A 343-nucleotide genomic window follows, 5' to 3' on the forward strand; every position below is an offset into this window, starting at 1 on the left:
GAGGTCGAGACCGATGCGCATGTCCTCACCCTGCGCGTGGACGAGAGCCTCTACTTCGTAAATGCCCGGTTTCTCGAGGATCTGATCCAGGATCGCGTGGTCGACGGCGGCGCTCTGCGCCACGTGATCCTCATGTGCTCGGCGGTGAACGAGATCGACTATTCAGCGTTGGAGAGCCTGGAGGCGATCAACCACAGGCTCATGGATCTGGGGGTCGGACTGCACCTCTCGGAAGTGAAGGGTCCGGTGATGGACCGCCTCAAGACCACACACTTCCTCGACCAGCTCAACGGACGCGTCTTCCTGTCCCAGCACGACGCCTGGAAGGCGCTTGCCCAACCAC

General features: G+C 61.8%; 1 protein-coding gene. It reads left to right on the top strand.

What is annotated here, in order from left to right; translation table 11 throughout:
- Positions 1–343, top strand: a 343-nt coding sequence (locus tag FQV27_RS18735) for an STAS domain-containing protein (protein WP_147101635.1), incomplete at both ends; no start/stop codon positions are given.

This window comes from Paracoccus aurantiacus (assembly GCF_007993065.1).
GTDB classification, from domain to species: Bacteria; Pseudomonadota; Alphaproteobacteria; order Rhodobacterales; family Rhodobacteraceae; genus Paracoccus; species Paracoccus aurantiacus.